General features: G+C 66.0%; 1 protein-coding gene. It reads right to left on the bottom strand.

What is annotated here, in order from left to right:
- Positions 1–164 precede the first annotated feature (164 nt).
- Positions 165–450, bottom strand: a 286-nt coding sequence (locus AC13HU_RS38175; protein WP_483046579.1) for a hypothetical protein, incomplete at its 5' end; no start/stop codon positions are given.

Below are 450 nucleotides of genomic sequence, written 5' to 3' on the forward strand. Positions count from 1 at the left end.
GTCGTCGTCACCCGTCCAGGCTACGCCGCTGTTCGAACACGTATTCCCCTGAGCGAGACGCGAGAGATCGTTGGGAATGCTGGCTTTCTGCATCGTGGACGGTGTCTGTCACGCGGCAGGCAGTGCGAGGGCGCGGGCCCGTGTCTGCGGGCCCGCGCCGGACACTATCGGGGTAGCGGCGTTACCTCGATCCCGATCCACTTGTAGCCGTCTTGGTCGGGGGTCGGCTCGTAGGTGAGGTGCACTCGCTTACCGACGTAGAGCTGGTCGGTGCGCAATCCGCCGCGGAGCATCGGGAAGAAGATCCAGACCTCATGGCGATCGGTGTCGGTCGTGGCGACCCCATGGGACTCCTCGGGGAGCCAGGTCGTGATGGTGGCGAGGTCCGCGGCAGGGGGCTTGTCGCTGGCGCTCATGCGGTCAGCCTGACGGTCTTGCAGACGTAGAGCG

The sequence above is a fragment of the Streptomyces sp. NH27 genome (assembly GCF_056859195.1).